Below are 17,915 nucleotides of genomic sequence, written 5' to 3'. Positions count from 1 at the left end.
CGCTCGAACAGGATTCCCTCGCGCAGGCCCACTTCCAACGCCCGGTCCACCGCCTCGCGCGCCGCCATCACGGCCGGCTTGCTATACGACGCGATCGCCGCGGCCGCGGCAGCCGCCTCGTGCATCAGGCGGTCGGCCGGGCAGACGCGCGCAACGAGCCCGCAGCGTTCCGCCTCGGCCGCGTCCATGGTTCGGCCGGTGAGAATCAGGTCCATCGCCTTGGCCTTGCCGACCAGCCGGGTCAACCGCTGCGTGCCGCCGATGCCGGGAATGACACCGAGCCTGATCTCCGGCTGGCCGAAGACCGCATCCTGCGCCGCGAACACCAGGTCGCACATCATGGCCAGCTCGCAACCACCGCCGAGTGCGTATCCGGACACTGCGGCGAGTTTCGGGGTGCGCAAGGCGGCGAAGTCGTCCCAGCCGGCGAAGTAGTCCTCCTCGAACATCTCGGTCGAGGACTTCGGTGCCATCTCGCGGATATCGGCGCCGGCCGCGAAAACGCGCTCCGAGCCGGTGATGACGAAGCAGCCCACCGTCGGGTCACGATCCAGCGGCCGCAACGTGCCGACCAGTTCGTGCATCAGATCACTGCTTAGCGCGTTGAGCACTTCGGGCCGGTGCAGCCGCACGGTGACCACGCGGTCGTGTCGCTCGATTTTCAGGTTCACCGGATCCTCCTTCACGAGTCCCAGATGGCGCCGTAGGCCGGGATGCCGAGGCGTTCCATGCCGTGCACGACGCTCCAGGTCAGCTTCTTGTTGGAGATGCAGATCACTGCTTCGGCCCCGCTGGACACGTAGGCGGCGTAGGCCAGGCGCAGCATGTCGGGTTTGCCGCGCACCGAGGTGTCCCAGACCAGCGCGTCGGGCCGGGCGGCCAGGATCTCCTCGACCAGCGCGTCACCGTAGGTCTCGCGCGGGCTGCGAGTCGCCCACACCAGCTTCGAGGGCACTTCGTCCGCGAGCAGATGCGGCAGGACCGGTCCGATGCCGCTGCCGGTCGCCACGTAGACCACCTTGGTGAACAGGGTTTCGATGTTCGCCACTCCGGCGGTGGGGATGCCTTTCACCCACACCCGCCTCGGGGCGTCGTCGATGAAGGAGGCAGTCCAATCGCCCGCTCGGGAGATGGTCAGGCGGAAACCGGCCCGCCCGGGCGCTGGGACGTTCGCGAAGGAGTGCCACTCGCGTAGTGGGCTGCGGCTGACAGCTGTCGACGAACCGGCGAAGGGCGTCACGCCGTGGTCGAACCGGGTCAGGGCGACGTGCGGGGACGGCCGGTCGATGGCGACGGTCACCTTGCGCAGCCGCAGCCATGGCAGAGCGACGCTTAGCGTGATGGCGGCGAGCACCCACATCGCCGGCTGCATCAGCGGTGTGCGCCCGCCTGACGCGAGAAGCGTCTGCGCCCAGAACAACGCGAGTGCCGTCCAGCCGCCGAAGCGGTGCGTTCGCTCGAAGAGGTCGTGGAAGCGGGAGCGCAGTGGCTGTAGGGCGGTCGTCACTACGGCAAGCAGCAGCAGCGCCAGTGCACAGGACACAGCCAGCCGCGCGGTGCCCACCCCGCCCTCATGATGTAGCCCGCTGTCGATGAGAGATCCGGTGTAGGCGAGGAACCAGAGTGTGCCGGCCAGCGCGCCGCCCACGTGGAGCCCGCCGAAATGGTAGACCTTGCCGAGGGTCCAGCGGATGCGCAGTGGCCAGGTGACCGGAGCGCGGGTCGCGAGCCAGAACAGGATATTGACGACATACTGCTGGCGGATCAGGATTGCGAGCGCGAAGTTGGCCAGGGTCGCGTTCGACAGGTCCTTCAGCGCCGCGCCACCGGGCGCCGACCACCAGCCTCCGGGGCCGAGCGCGTGCGCCAGCAACCCGAGATTCACAGCGAGGACAAGGGAAATCAGCCTGTTGTAATGGCACAGCGCCGGCCGCTTCCCGATGCGCCGCAGGAGGTGTATCGGCGGCGGCGGCTCGCCATCAGTACCCAGATCATCTTGGTAGGCGGGCTCGTTGCGCGGCCGCGTCTCAAGTCGCGCGTCACTCATGCCGTCGCCGCCCGCTCGGCGCCGGGCACATTGACCGCTGTCTCCAGCAGCGCCGCTTTGTCGATCTTCCCGCGGCTGGTGACGGGCAGTTCCGGCAGCGCATATACCGCCGCCGGAACGCAGTAGTACGGTAACGCTCTTCGCACTGCCTGCTTCCCCTCCTCCCCGTCGACGTCCGCGGGCGCGACAAAGGCGATCAGTGTTCTGTTATCGAGCTTCAGGGTCGCCGCCCGCATGCATCCGGGCACTGATTCGAGCACCGCCGAGACCGCGTCGAGTTCGACCCGGAACCCGCGGATCTTGACTTGGTCGTCGGTACGGCCGAGGTGTTCGAGCTCGCCGTCACTGGTCCATCGGCCCAGGTCGCGGGTGCGGAACATCATCCGCCCGGCACCGAGAAAAGGGTCCGGCGCATAGCGTTCCCCGGTCAGCCGCGGATCGCCGACATAGCCCGCCGACACGCAGTCGCCGCCGGCCCACATCTCCCCCACCTCGCCGATGCGGCATGGCCGACGCTGTTCGTCGAGCACGTAGACAGTGTTGTTCGGCGTCGGCCGCCCGATGGACAGCAGCGCGGCGTCCGGATCATGGCGCCGCATGGTGTTGACGATCGTGGTCTCGGTGGGGCCGCAGGAGTTGTAGAACTCGCATATGCGAGCCCAGCGATCGGCCAGCGCACGCGGGCACGGTTCTCCGGCGACCGCCGCCACCTTCAGCCCCTCACAGTCGGCCGGGTCGACCGCGCTGAGGATCGTGGGCGTGGCGATCAGGACCTGCACACGCTTCGCCGTCTCGGCGATGGACTCGCCGCGGATGACGAGCGTCCCGCCGTGACTGAGGCAGCCGAGGATTTCCCACGCCGCCATGTCGAATCCGATGTTAAGTATCTGACCTACTCGCCAGCCTGGCCGGATGCCGAGGCTGCCCGGTTCGCTGAGCAGGATGTTGCAGACGTTGCGATGGGTGACCGTAACCCCGTTGGGCCTCCCTGTGGTCCCCGACGTGAACAACACATAGCACCCATGCTCCGCGCTCACCGCATCTTCGGGCTCGAAGAACGCGTGCTCACCATCCCGCATCGGCTGCGCCATCAGCGTATCGACGGCGATACAACTGTGGCCTTGCGGCAAGGGCATGGCATCGGCGAACCTGGACAGCGTCAAGATCACCTTGGTGGACGCCGTAGTGATGATGTGACGCAGGTGAGTCTGAGGGCAGATACGCGCGTCCTGCGGCACGTAGGCCGCGCCGGCCTTCAGCGTGGCCAGCAGGCCGACAAGCATCGGGATCGAACGCTGAGCAAACAGTGCAACGTTGTCACCAGGCCGCACGCCGCGGCGCGTCAACAGCGCCGCCAGCCGGTTGGCCTGACGGTCCAACTGCGCGTAGGTGATGCTCTCGCCGAGGTGCTCGGCCGCGATGGCGTCGGGAGTGAGCGCGGCCCAGGCCTCGAAAGCGTGGTGGATGCGGGTATGCGGCAGCGGCGCGGCCGGGCCGAATCCGAAGCGCCAAAACAGGCGCTGTTCCTGCGCGGGAAGGTGCGCTAGCAGGTGATGCTGCTGGTCAGGAGCCTGATGGCCAACGGCGGCCGGTTGCTTTCCGCGGCGGAAACCGCGTGCGGCGGCGGGGTGGGCAGATACCTCGATGACGTCTTGAGACATGCGTGTACCCCTTCATGCGGTGGCTTGCGCCAGGGCGCACGAAACTGACCCGCTGGTGCTCGTGGGTGGCCGGCCCGCCGTGCGGCGAGCATGAAAAAGGCGCGGGACAGCACAGTGCCGAGGCGCGCGAACGTCCCGATCGGGACGCCGTGAGGAAAACAGATCGTCGATCGTCAGCCGCGCCGATCGGCGGGGCTTGTGAGTATGGACGTCGGTATGAAAGAAGTCGTCGGAAGAAGATCGTCGGCGATTGGGCGTGGGCATCCCCGCCGCGGATGTGAGTATGAGCTCGAATACGTTCGGGCTCCGCGCCGGTACCTGACATGGAAGACGGACGCGCTGCCCGCGTCAATAGCCGCAGAGACACTGTATGTTTCGGTGCGGACAGCCTCCCGCAGCGCCACGAACCGAAAAGATGAGCCGTGCTCGCCTTTGCGCCGGTCAACCTTATCCAGTTCGGAACACCGCACGCTCAACCGCAGATGTCATTGAGGGGGTTTGCGCTCGGCGACCGTGAAACTTGCCGCCTGCGCGCCCAGACATCCCATCTCAACTGACTTAAACAGTGGACACCCTGGCGACCGATTCAAGCTCAGGTCGGTTGCTGCCCGGAAGGCGGCGGCGCGGCAGGGGTATCCGTGCCCCGCCGAGGTTCGGTGCGCAGCTTGCTCGGCTCCGCGACCACGAACTCGATATAGGTCAGCGCGTCGCGCAGCGTATCGAGGGCCTCGCCCGCGACGGCCGAGGTGCGAGCGGCCACCATCTTCGCCGAAACCAGTGTCATCGCGTTGCGGAAGTCGCTGATCTGATCCTGCATCTGCGCCGCTCGTGCGTTCAGCAGTTCCTCCGCGCCGTGCAACCCGTCGAGGTCCTCACGCAGCTGCCGAATGAGCTGCTCGGTGCGCGCGGACTGCTCGGCGAGCACGTCGGCCTGCTCTTCACCGGCCAGCGCGGCGGCGGCGTGCTGCTCCGCGACCCGGTGGTCGCTCTCTTCGAGGTCTTCGATCCGCTCCTCAAGGCGCTTACGTGCGGCCACGATGTCCAGGGTCGTGCGATGCACAACCGCCAGCAGCTCCGTCTGCGCACGCGCCACGTTAGCCAATCGTTCTTCGAACTCGTACATCGCTGCCTCCCCGACCAGAGCCCGTACCACCATCAACGAACGATCATGGAGCCGCGTTCCCCATGCCAAATGCCGCTGCAACGGTTCGGTCCATGACGCTTTCACGCAGCCACCCTCCCGCGCTGACGGCAATGCCCTCGTCACCGCCGTCGCACTGCTCCGCCCGCCAACGGACTTAGCCGCCCGGTATCCATACTTCGGCGGGTGCGTTACCGTCACGGCCGTTGCCCGATGCTGACAACGGGGGATTCGATGCGTACTGCGACGCGGAACCTATGCATTTTGAGCTTGTCGGCCGCGTTGTGCGCGCCAGCCCCGGTTCTGGCCTCGTCGAGCACTCAAGCCGACTCCACAGCCAGGGCAGGACTGTCAGCTTTCGATCATCAGCAGCTGCATTGGACGAGTTGCCCAGGCATCGACGACCCGAACCTGCAATGCGCCGCAGTGCGCGTGCCGCTGGATTACGCCCACCCCGACCGGCGGGCCATCAGCATCACCATCTCGCGGCTCCCTGCCACTGACCAGGCACGGCGGCGCGGAGTGCTGCTGACCACCGGCGGCGGGCCCGGCGGCGCGGGAGTCCCGCTTCCGCTGCAACTGAGCCAGAGCCTTGACCCTGCGGTCCTCGCGACCTACGACCTGATCGGCTTCGACATGCGCTTCGTCGAACGCAGCACGCCGATCACCTGCGGGCAGCCGTCCGAAGAGCCTGGCGGCTTCTGGGTGCGCGTAGACGGGTATCAGTCCTTCGACACGACGCGCGCTCAGGCCGCCGCGCTCGCCCGAGACTGCGCGCGGTACGCCGGATGGGCGCTGCCCTACGCCACCACCGCGAACGCCGCCCGCGACATGGACGTCATCCGCGCCGCGCTAGGCGAACGGAGCATCTCGTACCTCGGCGGCTCGTCCGCGGCGCTGCTCGGGGTGGCCTACAGCTCACTGTTCCCCGAGCGGTTGGATCGACTCGTGCTGGACAGTCCGCCGGACTACGACACCGTCTGGCGATCGTTCGAGCTGGGCCGGACGGCAGCGATGGAAAGCAACTACAACGCCTTTCTCGCCTCGCTCGCCCAGAACGACGGCACCTATCACCTGGGCACGACGCCTGCGCAGGTCGGCTCCGCGATCACGGCGCTTCTGCATCAAGCCAACGTCCAGCCCATCACCGCCGGCGACCACGCGTGGACCTTCGGCGAGCTGGGCTATCTGCTGGTCGTGGCGACCTATTTCCAGCAACTGTGGCAGGTCGTCGCGATCGACCTGGTGAGCATTCGCGCCGGCGCTGCGCCGCCGATACCGCTGCAGGTCTTGCCGGCCGCACTACCCGGCACGCCAGGCGTCCCGGCCGACAACCACACCGCCGCAAACCTCGCGTTCCGCTGCGGGGACAACTCCTGGCCGCGCCGAGCTGACAGCTACCAGGACGACCTCAGCGGCTACAGCCGGCTGGATCCGGTCTACGGCCCAGCCAATGCCAACATCGGCCCGTGCGCCTTCTGGCCCGTCAGCCGGAACAACACCATCCCCTTGTCGGCGAACCGAGCGCACGGAGCCCTGATCACGGCCGCCCTGCTGGACGCCGCCGTGCCGCTGCCCAACTCGGTGGCCACCCACGCCGCTATCCGCGGCTCGCGGCTGGTCACCGTCGACCTGCGGGTGCACACTCCGCTGCTCAGCGGTCAAGCCGACGCATGTATGACCTCTGCGGTCACCACATACCTGCTCACCGGGCAACTGCCGGGTTCCGACCTCGCGTGCTGAGTTCCAGTCCGGCGCGACCCCTCGGAGACTGGGAGTCGGCCGGACCAGAGCTTGTCAGGCGGTCGCGCGCAGCTTGGCCAGCGCCTCCGCCAGCAGAATCTCGCCCTCCGCGTCGCTGCGCCGCTCTCGGACGTAGGCCAGGTGCGTCTTGTAGGGCGCCACCGGAACCCGCAGCGGAGGGTTGTCACGATCCCGACCCGCGGGCAATCCGCAGCCTGAGCACTCCCACTCCAGCGGAACAACCGCCTCCTGCGCGAAGCACGGCCGCGTCACATGGCCTGCCTCGCACCAGAAGGACACCTCGACTCGCGCCGCCGTGTTGCCGCGCTCGTCCTCTCCCCTGGGGCCCGCACCGATCCTGTGCCCGCGTATACCGCTGCTTCGCGCCATGCTCGCGATCTCCTGTCGTCGGGAACTGTCGAACTACGAACCTGCGCCGAACTGAGCCGCACGATCAGGCCGGTCGAAACCCCAAACCCGGCCGTCCCGACCACTCGCCGAAGCAGTCGACACGAACACCGACGCAGCCGATCACGCGGCTGCCTTCCGAAGCCTACGCCCGGTTTACGCCACCGGCGGCTCTCCGCGATCCCAATCGCAAAACCACCGCACGATTGCCGCCCGTGGCTACCCTTCTGGATCGCCGTAGCGATCGTTCAGCTGAGGGCGTCGAATAGCTTTGATGCGGCCTGCAGAGAGCCGGAGGCGGTGGTTGACGCGGGCACTGTGGCGGGGGTGCAGGTGAAGCCGAGGCGGCTGAGGGCGCGGGTCACCTCGTCGGCGGTGAAGTCGCGGCGGTCCTGTCGGGTGATGATTTCGCCCACCTGCTTGGCGGGGTAGTGGCGGCGGCCGATGATCACGGCCGCGCCGGTGACGGGTTCGGGCTTGACGTCGTGCATGAGCGTCTGCACGTCCGTCTTGGTCAGGTTGAAGGGGAAGCGGGCGATGATGCAGCGCATGAGACCTCGTATGGATCGGGGGCCAAGCCGGATGCCGGGTGGATTTGCGGTGCGGACCCTGCGGCAGCTACGCCGCCGCGGCTGAGAAGGAGCGTCCCGCCGAGGTGGTGGTTCGGGCGCGGTTCTGCGTGGAGTGGCGGTCTTGGGCGGAGCGGTTGCGCTGCCGGGGGGCAGGGGAGGTGCCGCGCTGGGGGCGTTGCGCTGTCGGGGAGCTGATGGCGACGGGAACGCCGGAGGGCGTCCGCGCGCCGGTGATCCGGGTCAGCTCGGCCTGGCCGGGGCTGACCGCGGTGGTCTGCGCAGTGATACCGGCAGCGGCGATCAGGCGGCTGATGTCGCGCCGCTGGTTGGGCAGTACGAGGGTCACGACGCTGCCGGACTCGCCGGCGCGGGCGGTGCGACCGCCGCGGTGCAGGTAATCCTTGTGATCGCTGGGCGGGTCGACATTGACGACGAGGTCGAGGTTGTCGATGTGAATGCCGCGGGCCGCGACGTTGGTGGCCACCAGTACCGTGACATGGCCGCTCTTGAACTGCGCCAGGGTGCCGGTGCGCTGCGGCTGGGACTTGCCGCCGTGCAGGGCGCCTGCGCGCACACCACTGTCGAGCAGGTGGCGGGTGAGTTTGTCGACGGCGTGTTTGGTGTCCAGGAACATCAGCACCCGGCCCTGGCGAGCGGCGATTTCCGTGACGGTGGCGTGCTTTTCGGCGTCGCGCACGTGCAGGATGTGGTGTTGCATCGCGGTGACCGCGCCCGCTGAGGGGTCCACGGAGTGCACGACGGGGTCGGACAGGTAGCGCCGGACCAGCTGGTCGATGTTGCGGTCCAGCGTGGCCGAGAAGAGCATGCGCTGTCCGTCCGGCCGCACCTGGTTGAGCAGTTCGGTGATCTGGGGCAGGAAGCCCATGTCGGCCATCTGGTCGGCCTCGTCCAGCACGGTGATGGCGACTCGGTCCAGCCGGCACTGGCCTCGGTTGATCAGGTCCTTGAGGCGTCCCGGTGTGGCCACGACGACCTCGGCGCCGTCCCGCAGCGCATTGGCTTGGCGGCCGATCGACATGCCGCCGACGAGCGTGGCCAGGCGCAGGTGCAGGGGCCTGGCATAGGGGGCGAGGGCGTCGGTGACCTGCTGGGCCAACTCCCGGGTCGGGACGAGGACGAGCGCCAGTGGCTGGCGGGGTTCGGCGCGCTGGCCGGCGGTGCGGGCGAGCAGCGCCAACCCGAACGCGAGCGTCTTGCCTGAGCCGGTGCGGCCGCGTCCCAGCAGGTCCCGGCCGGCCAGTGCGTTCGGCAGCGTGGCTGCCTGGATCGGGAAGGGAACCGTGATGCCCTGGTGGAGGAGTTCCGCGAGCAGCGGGGCGGGCAGCTTCAGCGCGGCGAAAGTCTCCGCGGCCGGTAGGGCCGGGGTCACGGTGACCGGTAGGGCGAACTCACCCTGCGGCGCCGCCGGACGGCGCGCGGCACCGCCGGAGCGGGCCGAGGTGCGGTAACCATCGCGGCTGAGGCCTCCGGAAAGGCTGCCGGAGCCGCTGGTTCGAGCACGGGAAGAATGGCCGTTCGTGCGGGCGGCTTGATTCATATAAAACCTTCCTCGACGCGGTACGCCGAGGAATTCCCGCCATTGGTCGCGCGCAGGAGAGCCTCAAGAGCGGACCGATGAAAATGAAAATATGGATATCGGGTGGAGCGCAGGAATCGCCCGAAGGGCGATCGGCATCCACCGCGCATACGTGGTGTGGTGACGTACCGTCGCCAGGGGGCCGACGGAAGTTCCCGGTGCGGGACTGCGGCCGTACGGCCGTGTCGCTCGCGTGGACGCGGGGCTAGCCGGCCTGAGATAGCGGTGGTTTGACCTGAGAAGGAACAGGCCGGGGCCCGCCTGGGCGGCCCCGGCCTGGGCGCGCATCAGGCAGGAACGATGTTCTCCGCCTGCGGGCCCTTCTGGCCCTGCGTGACCTCGAAGGTCACTTTCTGGCCTTCGCGCAGCTCGCGGTAGCCCTGGGCGGCGATGTTCGAGAAGTGGGCGAAGACGTCGGGGCCGCCGCCGTCCTGCTCGATGAAGCCGAAGCCCTTTTCCGCGTTGAACCACTTCACGGTGCCGGTAGCCATGTCATATCTCCTTCGGGGCAGTGCTCAGGGTCCGCACTGTGCGAACACTGTGTCGCCGCGATGATTGCCCCGTCCGGAAAAACCGGGAAATACAAAAGCACTATCGCCACCCAAGGTGGCGAGGCGTTTGGAATTTGGGAACCACAACTGCAACTGGAATACCACAATATCACGGAGCGCCGGGGTGCGCACGGCGCCTCGATTCTCCGGTCACCCGGCGGAAAAGACTGCTCTCACGCCAGGGGCATTTCTGTAACGGCGGCGGCAGATTTTCCGCCGCCGTACGCGTCGATCCGCGGTGTGCCTTGCGAGGATGGACCGGCAGAGCCGGACGCAGGTGTCGTTCTGCGGCTCAGGCACCGTCAGCCGGGCGCGCCCCGGACGGGGAACGGCGTAGTTCCTCGTTAAGGCGCAGTGCTTCTTCGAGTTGGTCTTCCAGGATGATGATGCGGCACGCTGATTCCAGCGCCGTGCCCTGATCCACCAGCTGGCGAGCCCGGGCAGCCAGGCGCAGTTGGTAGCGCGAGTAGCGCCGGTGCCCGCCGTTCGAGCGCTGCGGGGCGATCAGTTTCGCCTCGTCCAGGCTGCGCAGGAACGCGGGGCTCACCCCGAGGATCTCCGCGGCCCGGCCCATGCTGTAGGCGGGGTAGTCCTCGTCGTCGAACTTCTCAGCCGCGCTGTGCGGGTCGCTCTGCAATCTCACCTCACGCTTAAGAGGGCCCCGGCGCTGTAGCACCGGGGCCCAGGGGTTGTGGAAAACACCATCTACCGGCTTTAGAAGGAACAGCCGGCACTTCGTACCCGCAGCGTCTTGCGTCCGGAACGTCCGGGGTGCTGCGGGGATCGCGTAAGCGTGACCGAAGACCACCTTTCATTGCGGGGGCTGCGGCAACCGCCCGGCCACTGAGCACCGGGGCGGGCGATCTTGACGGTGCGCTCCTTCCCTTCTCCTCGGATTTCTTTCTGTCCCGCACGATCAGTCCCGCCGAGGCCGGGCTACTTGCTCCCGGCTTCGGCGCTTCGGAACTGTCACGTGCCGACCGCCGATCCTGCTGGCGGCCGTCTTGCCCATCTGACTGCTGCGGGCAGTTCATGTCTGCCACGCCCACCAGACTTCGTACTCTCTCAACACCAGGAACTCTACCCGAACCGCAAGGAAAAATCTACTCCCGCCACACCAGAGTTTCTTCGTGACCAGGTTGGTCGGACGGCGATGGTCACGTGACGGAGATCGGTCCTGGTCAGGCGGCGTGCTCGGGCAGGAGTTCGTCGATCAAGGCGCGCACGCGCTTCTCGATCTCGTCGCGGATGGGGCGCACGGCTTCGATGCCTTGGCCGGCGGGATCGTCTAGGGTCCAGTCGAGATAGCGCTTGCCGGGGAAGACGGGGCAGGTGTCGCCGCAGCCCATGGTGATGCACACATCGCTGGCCTGAACGGCGTCAATGGTCAGGATCTTGGGAGTCTCGGCGGAGATATCGATGCCGACCTCTTGCATGGCGTCGACGGCGACGGGATTGACGTGCTCGGCGGGGGTGGATCCCGCGGAGCGCACCTGGATTCTGTCGCCGGCGAGATGGGTGAGGAATCCGGCGGCCATCTGAGAGCGGCCGGCGTTGTGTACACAGACGAACAGCACGCTGGGCTTGGTGTCGGTCATCGGGTCGGGTCCTTCGGGTCTTGGTGTGCGGTCGCCGGTGCGCCCGGGCTTGAGGTCGGTGGCAAGCAGATTGGCGACGAGCAGGTCGATCTCGTCGGTCAGCAGACGAACCCGAGGATCGAGCCAGGGGCGATACCGGCGAAGGTGTCGGTGAAGGCGCGGGCGATGGTGACGGCGGGTTGGCGACGCTGTCCGGGGCCGCACGCATTCCGACCCCGGTCACCGCCGTCGCAATGCGCTGCGCTCAGGGCTTTTAGCAGCACCCAGATCCACTCGGAGACGCTTCGATCAGCGGCAGCGGCACGGCGAGCAGACCGCCCGCGATCCCGGTCGCTGGGCCCCGCGCCGCGAAAGCAGGTTCAGGGGCACCGCAGCAGCCGGATGTGCCAAGTGACGCGTCGGGGTCGCTGTTGCACACCCCGGTCTCCGGCAGCTCCAGGTGCACCTCGGCAGCCGCCTCAAGGTCCCCGTCCAGGAACGCCACGACACTGCGCACCTGCTCATACCCGGTGGCCATCAGGAACGTCGGCGCCCGCCCGTAGCTCTTCATCCCCACCAGGTAATACCCCGGCTCCGGATGCGCCAGCTCCGCCTCGCCGTGCGGAGGCACCGTGCCGCAGGAGTGCTCGTTCGGGTCAATCAGGGGCGCCAGCGCCCGGCTCGCCTCCAGCACCGGGTCCAGATCCAGCCGCAGCTCCGAGGCGATCGCGTGATCGGGCCGAAAACCGGTCGCGGACACGATCCGGTCCACCAGCACTGCGCGCCCGTCGACCGCCGTCGCGCTCACTCGGTCCCCGGCCACTGCGAGGGCGTCGATGCCGAACCCGGCCAGCAGCTCCACGCGACCCGAATCGACCAGAGCGCGAAGCCGCGAGCCCAGCGCCCCGCGCGCGGGCAGCGCATCCGCGTCCTGACCGCCGTAAGTGCGCTGCGCCCCCGTGCTGCGGATCGCCCACAACACCTCGGTCCCCGGCGCTTGCTGCGCCAGCTGCGCGAGGGCGAGCAGCGTGTTCGCCGCCGAATGTCCCGCGCCGACCACGAGCGTGCGCTTGCCCGCGAACGCGTCCCGGTCCGCACCCTGCACGTCCGGCAGCGCCGCGCTCACGAACCTGGCCGCCTCCGGCTCTCCAAGCGCGGGCAAGCCACCCGAGCCCAGCGCGTTCGGGGTGCGCCACGTACCCGACGCGTCAATCACCGCCCGCGCGCGCAGTTGCACCACACCCGCGTCGCTGCGCGCCCGCACCACGAACGGAGCGGACTCCCGGCCGCGGGTGCGCACCCGGTCCACCCCGGCCCGGCTGATGCCGGTCACCCGGTGCCCCAGGCGCACATAAGGCGCGATCCGCGGGAGCTTGGCCAGCGGGGCGAGGTACTCGTCCACCAGATCGTGCCCCGTCGGCAGCCCGTCCGGGTCAGGCTCCTGCCACCCCTCGGCCGCCAACAACCGCCGCGCCGCGCCGTCCACGTTGAATCGCCACGGGCTGAACACCCGCACCTGCCCCCACTCACGAACCGAGGCCCCAACTTCGCCGCCCGCCTCCAGCACCACGAAGTCAACGCCCCGTTCGGCCAGATGCGCCGCCGCGGCCAAGCCCACCGGGCCGGCCCCCAGGACCACCACCGGAAGCCCGACAAGGCCGTCCGCTTCCACGCTCATATTCAGCACCCTTCGATTCTCAGCCCAGCCGATTTGTCGGTCCGACAGCGCCCGGTGCGCCTTAGGGCAGCGCCCAGGACGAGTTCACGCGGACCGTCACCCACAGCACCCCGCGCCCGTAGCCACCGCCTCGGCCTTCGCCGCATTCGCACAACACGGCCCCAACCCAGCGGCACCCCGCCCGGGGAAACCGAACATGACTCCACCTCGCTGTATCGACATCTATCTAAGCAAGAGCAGCTTGTCGCCTGTTTAGAGATCTGTCAATATAGACGTATGTCGAAATTGAAGGAGCTGCCGGTCGTAGTGCCTGACGCCGCCCCCGCACCCGCGGCCGCGGTCTGCTGCACCCCGCTGGCCGAGCAGGTCCTGCCCGCGCGACAGGCACAAGACCTGGCCCCGGCGTTCAAAGCGCTGGGCGACCCGGTGCGCCTGCAACTGCTCTCCCAGATCGCCACCGCCGATAGCGGCGAGGCCTGCGTATGTGACCTGACCCCCGCGTTCAACCTGACCGGCCCCACTATCAGCCACCACCTCAAAGTCCTGCGTGAGGCCGGCCTGATCGACTGCGAGCGGCGCGGCACCTGGGTCTACTACCGAGTCGTGCCCTCCCGCATCGCCGCACTGTCCCAACTGCTCACCGTCCCGGCCGCCGCCAGCTGACCAGCGTCAACCGCCTGGACGATCCTCGGAGCTGCGGGTCCAGGTGACCGACAGCTTGTCGCGGCGTCCGATGCGCTCCACGCGCGCGGCAATCCCGCCTTCGATCCGCCGCAGATGCCGCTCGTCGTCAGCTTCGACCCGCAGGAGCAGCTCCGTATCGGTGGCACGCAGGGTGCAGCGCCCCTGGCCGAAGTCGATGATTCCGTCAGTGTCCGAATGTTCGGCGCGCCGCGCCTGCGGTGAGTCGCCGTCTTCGCCGCCCCTGCTGACGTGATGTAGGGCGCGGTGGCTCATCTTCTCGCCGTGTTCGCACAGCTGGGCCAGGTAGCGGCGCGCACGGTCGGTGGGTACGCGTGCTTGAGAGGCGGGCATCGTCGCATCTCCTTCGCTAGTTCACGGGGACGTTCAGGGTCTGGGCGACCGGGCCTCCAGTTTTTCGATACACTTTGTCGCTGTCAACTCATAATGTCTATGGACGCAAGCACTCAGTCGCACTCGTGACGGTACGTATACTGACCTGATGCCGAAGCTATGGGACGAGACCATCGACGCTCACCGGCGCGTAGTACGCGACGCCGTCCTGGACGCCACGGCGGCGCTGGTCGCCGAGCGCGGGCTGACCGCCGCGACCATGTCGCAGATCGCCACGGCCAGCGGCATCGGTCGGGCCACGCTTTACAAGTACTTCCCGGACATCGAGTCGATCGTCACCGCCTGGCACGAACGCCAGATCGCTGCTCACCTGCGTCAACTCACCGAAGCCAGCGAGGCCGCGAGCCCGAGCGCCCGGCTCGAGACCGTCCTGCGCACCTACGCGACCAACGCGCGCCGCCACCACGACGGCAGTGACCTCGCGGCCCTGATGCACCGGGGTGACCACGCGATCCGCGCCCAGGCTCACCTTCTCGACCTTGTCACCACGCTCGTACGCGAAGCCGCCCAGCGCGGCGAGGTACGCGACGACGTCCCACCCGCAGAACTGGCCGCGTACTGCCTGCACGCGCTGACCGCTGCATCCACCATGGCCTCGCAAGCTGCGATCAACCGGCTTATAACGGTCACCGTCGCGGGACTACGCCCCACACCCAGCGGGCGCCCCGGCTAGGACGACATGGTGCTGACCCAGCCCTCACAATCTGACGCGTCGTGGGTCCGCAGGTCGTCCGATCGACACGCCTCGACAAACTCCGAGACTGCTCCACAGACAAGCTCCGAGACTGCTCCACAGGTGTCCGGCAGCGGCCCGCGGGCGCGCGAGTCGGATCCGGCCGATCGTGTGGGGGGCCGGGGCGTTCCGGGCGCTCTGCAGCGCGCAGCGCGTCACCTTGGCCGGCTCGACGATTCCGTCCTTGACCCTGTCGACGTACTGGCCGGTCGCGGCGTTAAGGCCGTTGCGCACGGCGCGCTCGATGCGGCGCTTGCGCTCGTTGAGTTCTATCTCAGTCGCGGCGCCGACTTTGACCACCGCGACTTCCGCATACACGCACGTCCCGGCGGCCATCGCGGGCGCCGGGACGCGGAGCCGGGGACTCCGGCGGCGGTCAGGATGTGGGCCACCAGCGCGCAATCCCGGTGCGCTCCGGTGAACCACCTCGACGGGTCGACCAGGTGAGGGAGCGTGCGAGGGGCGCCGCTGATCGCGCCGAAGCGGTTGCGTTTACGCCTTGGCTGACTCCGGCATGGGGCACAAGCAGGCGGCCGAGTCGCTAGTCACCGGATTGCGTTTCGAGCAGGCCGAGGTTGGTCGCGCTGGTGCGCTGCCCGTCTTGGGTCAGGTCGAAGCAGACGCGTGCGCCGTCATCGAGTGCTTCGAGATGAGACGCCACGAGCACCGACCTGTGCAGGAACACGTCTTGGCCGCCTGCGTCGGGGGTGATGAATCCGTAGTGTTTGGAATTGCTGAACCACTTGACTGTGCCTGTGGCCATGGCTGTCACTCCTGTGTCTGCCTGTGCTCGGTGCGTGGTCTGTGTTTGCCGTGCGCCGGCGTGCGGCCTGGCGGTGCCTGCGCGGCGGGGGCGCCCGGGGCCTGTTCGCGCAATGCGTACAGGCTGTCCTCGTCCCAGCCGTGCACCGACGCCGCCGTGCTGCGGGCGCGACGGCGCCGGTGCAGCGCGGCGAGCATGGATCGGAGCGGTGTCACTGCGGCGTGCGATCGCCGGTGGTGCGCGTTCTGAGCGCCACGGCACGTGTTCGGGCCGCGCGTGCGCTGCGCGCCAGCGGTCGGCCCAGCGCGGTCGGCAGTCCCGCCAGCGGCCGCTTCCATCCGCCGGTGAACAGGTCGTGCAAGGTGAGCTTGGTGGAAACGATGGTCGGCTGCGCCTGGGGCGGGCCGGCGGTGGGGGGAAGGTTCTGCTCCGGCATCATCGGACGCCTGTCTCCGGACCGATGAATGGTCCGGGTCCTTGCTTCACCCGCGGCGACAGGGGCTTGAGTGCCCGAATACGAAATGCCGGGAGTGCTTTGAGCATACACCCGCGATCAGCCGTGTGCGGGGTGTCGGTGTGTTGATTCGCGCTCGTCGTCAGCCTGCTCATGCGGCCACGTGATCCGCCGTGCCGTGGCGCGGGCCGCCCATCCGCGCGAGCAGGTCGGTGATGGGCACGGTCGCGAAGGCGATCGCGGTGTCGCTCGTGCCGTAGGGGATGACGAGGGTGTCCTGGTGGAGCATCGCTCCGCAGGAGTACACGACGTTGGGCACGTAGCCGTCGCGCTCCTGCGCCGTGGCCGTGATCAGCGGTTCGGGCAGGCTGGCGAGGATCCGGTCGGGGTGGTCGAGGTCCAGCAGCATGGCGCCGATGCTGTAGGTGCGCATCGGGCCGACGCCATGGGTCAGCACGAGCCAGCCCGCCTCCGTCTCGATCGGGGATCCGCAGTTGCCGACCTGCGTCAGCTCCCAGGGTCGGGCCGGGGCGTGCACCGCGGCGCCGACGCTCCAGGTCTGCATGTCCGGGGAGGCCGCGATGCTGGTGCTCTCCCGGTCCCAGCGTGAGAGCGCCAGGTAGCTGCCACCGACCGGGCGGGGGAACAAGGCCATGCCCTTGTTCGCCGCGGCCGGGCCGGTCAGCTGCGTGACGTGGAAGGTGCGGAAGTCTGCGGTGTGCAGGAGCTGCGGGGTGACTGAGGCCCCGTCGAACGCGGTGTACGTCGCGTAGTACGAGGCGGTGGCGTGTTCGTCGGTGAAGCGCACGAACCGGGCGTCTTCCATGCCGTGGCGCTCGGTCGGCGCGTGGGGCCACAGGACGCGTTCGCTGATCGCGCTGTCGCGGGGGAATGCGAGGTCGTAGCTGGACGCGGCGATCCAGCGAATGCGTTCGATGGTGCGGTGGGTCGCCTGCCGCGCGGTCAAGCGCGAGGGCAGCCTCTCGAGCGTCTGTTCGAGTTGCGCCGCGTCGAACCGGCGGGGCAGGTGCCGGTGCAGGAACGCGGCGACCTCGTCGTCATCGCCGGTCGCGGACACCGTGGCCTCGAACTGTGGCAGGTCGTACTGAGGCGGGCGTACGCGTCCGGTGCCCGCGTATGGTCCCGGTGGCTGCAGGTCGATGCGCCCGCCCGGGCCGGCCACGCCGGTACGGAACTCGATACAGGACAGATGCCCCTCGCCGATCGCGCGGGCGCTGAGTACGAACCGGGTCTGGTCAGCGCCGAGGCCGCTTTGATCGGGATGGGCGACCATGGACGGGTTGCACAGCGCCGCGCCCTCGATCGCGTATTCGTGGGTGAAGTAGGAGCCGAGCAGCAGGCGCCGGGGGCCGGAGAGCGCGGTGGGGCGCGGGATGCGATGCGCGACGGTCTCGAAGTGGTCCGCGAAGGTGCCGCGCAGGTCACGGTGGCGCGCGGCGAAGGAGGTGAGGGTCGCGGACAGGGCCGCATCCACCTCGGCGTCGCCCAGGGCCAGCACGCGCGCGATCACCAGCGCGGTGCGCGACTCGTGTTCGGGTACCTCTTCGCCGGGCACGAACAGCTTCGCGATCACCCGGCTGGGATCGGGGGTCAGGCGCGCGGGCGCACGGGTGAGCAGCTCGTGGGTGGTGGCGGGCACGGCGGGCTGCGCGGTCATCGGCGTCCCGCGATCCTGATGCCCTGCTGCAGGGTGGAGATCAGCGCCAGGGTCGACTCGGCGCCCTGGTTGACGCTGTGGCCCTGCGCATGCAGGCCGTCATAGCCGCCGCCGCTGCCCTGGTCGTGCAGCGCGACCTGCCGGTCGTTCTCGCCGAGGAACCAGCCGACCGCGCGCTGGACCCCGACGATCCACCGCTCGTCCCCGCTCACCTCGA

General features: G+C 68.6%; 19 protein-coding genes and 3 pseudogenes. 3 read left to right on the top strand and 19 right to left on the bottom strand.

Annotated elements, in window-relative coordinates; all coding sequences use genetic code 11:
• The 4 genes from VN779_RS24440 to VN779_RS24425 form a co-directional block, all read right to left on the bottom strand.
• Window positions 1-671, bottom strand: a 671-nt coding sequence (locus tag VN779_RS24440) for an enoyl-CoA hydratase-related protein (protein WP_325727336.1), incomplete at its 3' end; no start/stop codon positions are given.
• Window positions 672-682: 11 nt separating this feature from the next.
• Window positions 683-2,047, bottom strand: coding sequence for a hypothetical protein (locus VN779_RS24435; protein WP_325727334.1), 1,365 nt, complete (start codon window positions 2,045-2,047; stop codon window positions 683-685).
• Window positions 2,044-3,597, bottom strand: a complete 1,554-nt coding sequence (locus tag VN779_RS24430) for an amino acid adenylation domain-containing protein (RefSeq protein WP_349260928.1) — start codon at window positions 3,595-3,597, stop codon at window positions 2,044-2,046. The genes VN779_RS24435 and VN779_RS24430 overlap by 4 nt, the downstream gene beginning before the upstream one ends.
• A 703-nt stretch (window positions 3,598-4,300) precedes the next feature.
• Window positions 4,301-4,831 (bottom strand): hypothetical protein, encoded by a 531-nt coding sequence (locus tag VN779_RS24425; RefSeq protein ID WP_325727330.1) that lies wholly within the window; start codon window positions 4,829-4,831, stop codon window positions 4,301-4,303.
• A gap of 282 nt (window positions 4,832-5,113) precedes the next feature.
• On the opposite strand from VN779_RS24425, the gene VN779_RS24420 reads away from it, so the two are divergent.
• A complete protein-coding gene (locus tag VN779_RS24420; protein WP_325727328.1) occupies window positions 5,114-6,592 on the top strand; it encodes an alpha/beta fold hydrolase in 1,479 nt (492 codons plus the stop codon).
• 54 nt (window positions 6,593-6,646) lie between these two features.
• Here VN779_RS24420 and VN779_RS24415 read toward each other — a convergent pair whose 3' ends face one another.
• From VN779_RS24415 to VN779_RS24385, 8 genes and pseudogenes are all read right to left on the bottom strand, one after another.
• Window positions 6,647-6,982, bottom strand: a complete 336-nt coding sequence (locus VN779_RS24415) for an RNA polymerase-binding protein RbpA (protein WP_325727326.1) — start codon at window positions 6,980-6,982, stop codon at window positions 6,647-6,649.
• 266 nt (window positions 6,983-7,248) lie between these two features.
• A complete protein-coding gene (locus VN779_RS24410) occupies window positions 7,249-7,551 on the bottom strand; it encodes an SCO5918 family protein (RefSeq protein WP_325727324.1) in 303 nt (100 codons plus the stop codon).
• Between the two features lie 67 nt (window positions 7,552-7,618).
• Window positions 7,619-9,130, bottom strand: coding sequence for a DEAD/DEAH box helicase (locus tag VN779_RS24405; protein WP_325727322.1), 1,512 nt, complete (start codon window positions 9,128-9,130; stop codon window positions 7,619-7,621).
• A 326-nt stretch (window positions 9,131-9,456) separates the two neighbouring features.
• Window positions 9,457-9,660 carry a cold-shock protein gene (locus VN779_RS24400; protein ID WP_325727320.1) on the bottom strand — a complete coding sequence of 68 codons (204 nt, stop codon included), beginning with the start codon at window positions 9,658-9,660 and terminating at the stop codon, window positions 9,457-9,459.
• A gap of 352 nt (window positions 9,661-10,012) precedes the next feature.
• The gene (locus tag VN779_RS24395; protein WP_349260927.1) at window positions 10,013-10,294 is read right to left on the bottom strand and encodes a MerR family DNA-binding transcriptional regulator; all 282 of its coding nucleotides are present in this window, start codon (window positions 10,292-10,294) and stop codon (window positions 10,013-10,015) included.
• Window positions 10,295-10,901: 607 nt separating this feature from the next.
• Window positions 10,902-11,318 (bottom strand): arsenate reductase ArsC, encoded by a 417-nt coding sequence (locus VN779_RS24390; RefSeq protein WP_325727316.1) that lies wholly within the window; start codon window positions 11,316-11,318, stop codon window positions 10,902-10,904.
• 104 nt (window positions 11,319-11,422) lie between these two features.
• Window positions 11,423-11,497: pseudogene (locus tag VN779_RS26610) on the bottom strand (aquaporin family protein); the annotation flags it as partial.
• A 74-nt stretch (window positions 11,498-11,571) separates the two neighbouring features.
• Window positions 11,572-12,975: an NAD(P)-binding domain-containing protein gene (locus tag VN779_RS24385; protein WP_325727314.1), complete on the bottom strand. Its 1,404-nt coding sequence runs from the start codon at window positions 12,973-12,975 to the stop codon at window positions 11,572-11,574.
• A 276-nt stretch (window positions 12,976-13,251) separates the two neighbouring features.
• On the opposite strand from VN779_RS24385, the gene VN779_RS24380 reads away from it, so the two are divergent.
• Window positions 13,252-13,638, top strand: a complete 387-nt coding sequence (locus VN779_RS24380) for a metalloregulator ArsR/SmtB family transcription factor (RefSeq protein WP_325727312.1) — start codon at window positions 13,252-13,254, stop codon at window positions 13,636-13,638.
• A gap of 6 nt (window positions 13,639-13,644) precedes the next feature.
• Here VN779_RS24380 and VN779_RS24375 read toward each other — a convergent pair whose 3' ends face one another.
• Window positions 13,645-14,010, bottom strand: coding sequence for a DUF2218 domain-containing protein (locus VN779_RS24375; protein WP_325727309.1), 366 nt, complete (start codon window positions 14,008-14,010; stop codon window positions 13,645-13,647).
• 148 nt (window positions 14,011-14,158) lie between these two features.
• Here VN779_RS24375 and VN779_RS24370 point away from each other — a divergent pair, with 148 nt between their 5' ends.
• Window positions 14,159-14,743, top strand: a complete 585-nt coding sequence (locus tag VN779_RS24370) for a TetR/AcrR family transcriptional regulator (RefSeq protein WP_325727307.1) — start codon at window positions 14,159-14,161, stop codon at window positions 14,741-14,743.
• A 177-nt stretch (window positions 14,744-14,920) separates the two neighbouring features.
• On the opposite strand, the pseudogene VN779_RS26720 reads toward VN779_RS24370, so the two are convergent.
• From VN779_RS26720 to VN779_RS24345, 6 genes and pseudogenes are all read right to left on the bottom strand, one after another.
• Window positions 14,921-15,109 (bottom strand): annotated as a pseudogene (locus tag VN779_RS26720) (hypothetical protein); the annotation flags it as partial.
• 235 nt (window positions 15,110-15,344) lie between these two features.
• Window positions 15,345-15,566 (bottom strand): cold-shock protein, encoded by a 222-nt coding sequence (locus VN779_RS24365; protein WP_325727305.1) that lies wholly within the window; start codon window positions 15,564-15,566, stop codon window positions 15,345-15,347.
• A gap of 5 nt (window positions 15,567-15,571) precedes the next feature.
• Window positions 15,572-15,781, bottom strand: a complete 210-nt coding sequence (locus tag VN779_RS24360) for a hypothetical protein (RefSeq protein ID WP_325727303.1) — start codon at window positions 15,779-15,781, stop codon at window positions 15,572-15,574.
• Window positions 15,778-16,005, bottom strand: coding sequence for a hypothetical protein (locus VN779_RS24355; protein ID WP_325727301.1), 228 nt, complete (start codon window positions 16,003-16,005; stop codon window positions 15,778-15,780). The genes VN779_RS24360 and VN779_RS24355 overlap by 4 nt, the downstream gene beginning before the upstream one ends.
• 166 nt (window positions 16,006-16,171) lie before the next feature.
• Window positions 16,172-17,698 carry a glycoside hydrolase family 130 protein gene (locus VN779_RS24350; protein ID WP_325727299.1) on the bottom strand — a complete coding sequence of 509 codons (1,527 nt, stop codon included), beginning with the start codon at window positions 17,696-17,698 and terminating at the stop codon, window positions 16,172-16,174.
• Window positions 17,695-17,915: pseudogene (locus VN779_RS24345) on the bottom strand (glycosyltransferase); the annotation flags it as partial. The pseudogene VN779_RS24345 and the gene VN779_RS24350, both read right to left, overlap by 4 nt.

This window comes from Actinocrinis sp., assembly GCF_035605935.1.
Lineage (GTDB): Bacteria > Actinomycetota > Actinomycetes > Streptomycetales > Catenulisporaceae > Actinocrinis.
Note: the sequence above shows the minus strand (reverse complement) of the source record. Positions and strands in the feature narration are given on the sequence as shown.